General features: G+C 78.8%; 4 protein-coding genes. All 4 read left to right on the forward strand.

Going from position 1 to position 4,035, the window contains the following annotated elements; all coding sequences use genetic code 11:
- Window positions 1-374: SCO2322 family protein (locus ACFV0G_RS30460; RefSeq protein WP_380555005.1), on the forward strand; the 374-nt coding region annotated here is incomplete at its 5' end.
- Between the two features lie 18 nt (window positions 375-392).
- Window positions 393-1,487: an energy-coupling factor transporter transmembrane protein EcfT gene (locus tag ACFV0G_RS30465; RefSeq protein ID WP_380555007.1), complete on the forward strand. Its 1,095-nt coding sequence runs from the start codon at window positions 393-395 to the stop codon at window positions 1,485-1,487.
- Window positions 1,484-3,100, forward strand: coding sequence for an ABC transporter ATP-binding protein (locus ACFV0G_RS30470; RefSeq protein ID WP_380555009.1), 1,617 nt, complete (start codon window positions 1,484-1,486; stop codon window positions 3,098-3,100). The genes ACFV0G_RS30465 and ACFV0G_RS30470 overlap by 4 nt, the downstream gene beginning before the upstream one ends.
- Window positions 3,097-3,945: an ECF transporter S component gene (locus ACFV0G_RS30475; RefSeq protein ID WP_380555011.1), complete on the forward strand. Its 849-nt coding sequence runs from the start codon at window positions 3,097-3,099 to the stop codon at window positions 3,943-3,945. Before ACFV0G_RS30470 ends, ACFV0G_RS30475 begins: the two co-directional genes overlap by 4 nt.
- The last annotated feature ends 90 nt before the right edge of the window (window positions 3,946-4,035 follow it).

Raw genomic sequence — 4,035 nt, forward strand, 5'->3', positions numbered from 1 at the left:
TCTGCGCCGCCCCCCCCGCCCGGGCCGACCGCACGCGGGTCGCGGTGGTGCTGGACTTCGGCACGGCCGCCGACGCGCCGGCCGGCGCCGGCACCCGGCCCGACGCCCGGACGGGCTGCGCCTCGGTACCCGCCGCCGCCACCTCCGCCGAGGTGCTCGCCGCCCTCGCACCGCCGCTGCGCTACGACACCAACGGCATCCTGTGCGCCATCGCCGGGTACCCGCGGGCCGGCTGCGGCGAGGCGGTCGCCGCCGCACCGGCCGGCCACGACGGCGCCGACTCCTCCGGCGGGCTGACCGGCCCGGTCCTCGGCGGCGCGCTCGTCCTGCTGCTCGGCGCCGGCGCCTACCTGCGCTCCCGGCGCCGGAACTGACGGACCACCGGGATCCGCATGCGCACCTCCCCCGCCCTCACCGGACCGCGCCGGCTGCACCCCGGCGCGTGGTGGCTCTGGGCGCTCGGCCTCGCCGCCGCCGCGTCCCGGACCACCAACCCCGTCCTGCTGCTGCTGGTCGCCGCGGTCGCCGGCCACGTGGTCGCCGCCCGGCGCGGCGAGGAGCCGTGGTCCCGCTCGTACGGGGCGTTCCTGCGGCTCGGCCTGGTGGTGCTGGCCGTCCGGCTGGCGTTCACCGTGCTGCTCGGCTCCCCGATCCCCGGCACCCACGTGCTGCTCACGCTGCCCCGGGTGCCGCTGCCCGGCTGGGCGCAGGGGGTCCGGATCGGCGGCCCGATCACCCTGGAGTCGCTGCTCTTCACGCTGTACGAGGGGCTGCGGCTCGCCGTCCTGCTGGTCTGCCTCGGGGCGGCCAACGCGCTGGCCTCGCCCGCACGGCTGCTGCGCGCCCTGCCCGGCGCGCTCTACGAGGCCGGACTGGCCGCCGTGGTGGCGATGACCTTCGCCCCCAACCTGGTCGCCGACGTGCGCCGGCTGCGGGCGGCCCGCCGGCTGCGCGGCCGCACCGACCGCGGCATCGCGGCCCTGCTCGGCGTCGGGCTCCCCGTCCTGGAGGGCGCGCTGGAGCGGTCCGTCGCCCTGGCCGCCGCGATGGACTCCCGCGGCTTCGGCCGGACGGCCGCGGTGCCGCCGCGGATCGCCCGGGCCACCGCGGCGCTCACCCTGCTGGGCCTGGCCGGCGTCTGCGCGGCGCTGTACGGGCTGCTCGGCTCGGAGGGCGCCGGCTGGGCGCTGCCGGTGCTGCTGCTCGGCCTCGCCTCGGCGGGCGCCGGGCTGGCGGCCGGCGGGCGCCGCAGCGTCCGCACCCGCTACCGCCCGGACCCGTGGGCGGCGCGCGAGTGGCTGGTCGCCGGCTCCGGGATCGCGGTCGCCGCCCTCACGATCTGGTGCGCCGGGCGGTACCCGGCGGCCTTCGCCCCGCCGGTCGTCCCGCCGTCGGTGCCCTCCCTGCCACTGCCCGCCGTCGCCGCCGTGCTGGTCGGGCTGCTGCCCGCCGTCGCCGCACCCGTCCCGCCGAGGAGGAGTCCGTGATCACCTTCGAGCAGGTGTCGGTGCAGTACGCCGACGCCGCCTCCCCCGCACTGGCCGGCGTCGACCTGACCGTGCCGGAGGGCGAACTGTGCCTGCTGGTCGGGCCGTCCGGCTCCGGCAAGTCGACGCTGCTGGGCACGGTCAACGGACTCGTCCCGCACTTCACCGGCGGTACCCTGCGCGGCCGGGTCACCGTCGACGGCCGGGACACCCGCACCCACCGCCCGCGCGACCTCGCCGACCTGGTCGGCACCGTCGGACAGGACCCGCGCGGACACTTCGTCACCGACACCGTCGAGGACGAACTCGCCTACGGCATGGAGTCGCTGGGCCTCGCCCCGGACGTCATGCGGCGCCGCGTCGAGGAGACCCTCGACCTGCTCGGCCTCGCCGACCTGCGCGACCGCGCCCTCACCTCGCTCTCCGGCGGGCAGCAGCAGCGGGTCGCGATCGGCTCCGTGCTCACCGTCCATCCGAAGGTGCTGGTGCTGGACGAGCCGACCTCCGCCCTCGACCCGGGCGCCGCCGAGGAGGTCCTCGCCGTCCTCCAGCGGCTCGTCCACGACCTCGGCACCACCGTGCTGCTCGCCGAGCACCGGCTGGAGCGGGTCGTCCAGTACGCCGACCGGGTGCTGCTGCTCCCCGGGCCGGGCGAGCCGCCGGTCCTCGGCGACCCGGCCGAGGTCATGGCGCACTCCCCCGTCCACCCGCCGGTGGTCGCCCTCGGCCGGGCCGCCGGCTGGTCGCCGCTGCCGCTCTCCGTCCGCGACGCCCGGCGCCGCGCCGCGCCGCTCCGCGACCGCCTCGCCGACCGGACCCCACCCGCCGCACCGCCGGGCGCGGCGCCCGGCGAGGTGCTCGTGGCGGCCGACCGGCTCACCGTACGGCGCGGCCCGGTGCCCGCCCTGCGGGGCGCCGGCCTCACCCTGCGGGCCGGCGAGGTCACCGCGCTGATGGGCCGCAACGGCGCCGGCAAGTCCACCCTGCTCGGCAGCCTGGTCGGCCTGCACGCCCCGGCCGGCGGCAGCGTCCTGGCCGGCGGGCTCGCCCCGCACCGGGCCCGCCCGCAGGAACTGGTCAAGCGGATCGGCCTCGTCCCGCAGGACCCGCGCGACCTGCTGTACACCGAGTCGGTCGCCGCCGAGTGCGCCGCCGCCGACCGGGACGCCGGCGCCCCCGCCGGCACCTGCCGGGCCCTGGTCGCCGAGCTGCTGCCCGGCATCGACGACGCCCGGCACCCGCGCGACCTGTCCGAGGGGCAGCGGCTCACCCTGGCCCTCGCCGTGGTGCTCACGGCACGGCCGCCGGCCGTCCTGCTCGACGAGCCGACCCGCGGCCTCGACTACGCCGCCAAGGCCCGCCTGGTGACGGTGCTGCGCGCGCTCGCCGCCGCCGGGCACGCCGTGCTGCTGGCCACCCACGACGTCGAACTCGCCGCCGAACTCGCCCACCGCACCGTGGTGCTGGCCGACGGCGAGGTCGTCGCCGAAGGGCCGACCGCCGAGGTCGTCACCGCCTCCCCGGTCTTCGCGCCGCAGGTCGCCAAGGTGATGGCGCCGGGCCCGTGGCTGACCGTCGGCCAGGTCCGCGCCGCCCTGGACGGAGCGGCATGAGCGCCCTCGCCCGCCCCGCACCGCTCGGCCGCCGTTCGGGCACCGCGCTCGCCCTGCTGACCGCGGTGGGGGTGGCCGCATTCGGCTGGCCGCTGCTCGCCGCCCCCGGCTCCGACCTGGTCGGCCACTCCGCGGACGCGCCCTGGCTGTTCGCCCTGCTGCTGCCGCTGCTGCTGGCCGTGGTGGTCGCCCAGATCGCCGAGGGCCGCACGGCGGGCGGTGGCGCACCCGGTCTGGACGCCAAGGCGGTCGCCCTGCTCGGCGTGCTCGCCGCGGCCGGCGCCGCCCTGCGGCCGCTCGGCGCGGGCACCGCGGGGCTGGAGCCGATGTTCTTCCTGATGGTGCTCGCCGGGCGGGCGCTCGGCCCGGGCTTCGGCTTCGTGCTGGGCGCGGTGTCGATGTTCGCCTCGGCCCTGCTCACCGGCGGGGTCGGCCCCTGGCTGCCGTTCCAGATGCTCGCCATGGGCTGGGTCTGCCTGGGCGCCGGGCTGCTCCCGGGCCCGGACCGGCTGCGCGGGCGCCGCGAGCACCTGCTGCTGGCCGGTTACGGGGCCGTCGCCGCCGTCGCGTACGGCACGGTGATGAACCTGCAGGGCTGGCCGTACATCGCCGGGCAGGCCAGCTCGATCGCGTTCGTCCCGGGCGACCCGCTGGCGGCGAACCTTCCGCGGTTCGCGCTCTACTGCCTGACCACCTCGCTCGGCTGGGACCTGCCGAGGGCCGCGCTCACCGCGGTGCTCTGCCTCACCGTCGGCGGCCCGCTGCTGCGCACGCTGCGGCGCACCACCCGGCGGGCTGCGTTCGACGCGCCGGTGGCGTTCGAGCCGTCCGGGCCGCGGGACTGATCCGCCGCCCGGCCGGGCGGGCGCAGGGCTACGGTCCGGGGGTCTTCACGACCGCGAACGACCAGAGCGTGGCGGGACTGGGCGCCGGGC

Source organism: Kitasatospora sp. NPDC059571 (assembly GCF_042735675.1).
In the GTDB taxonomy this organism is placed as follows: Bacteria; Actinomycetota; Actinomycetes; order Streptomycetales; family Streptomycetaceae; genus Kitasatospora.

Bases quoted from the DNA above. Each gene is read 5' to 3' on its own strand.
- ACFV0G_RS30465 (WP_380555007.1), top strand. From the start codon at position 393: ATGCGCACCTCCCCCGCCCTCACCGGACCGCGCCGGCTGCACCCCGGC.
- ACFV0G_RS30475 (WP_380555011.1), top strand. From the start codon at position 3,097: ATGAGCGCCCTCGCCCGCCCCGCACCGCTCGGCCGCCGTTCGGGCACC.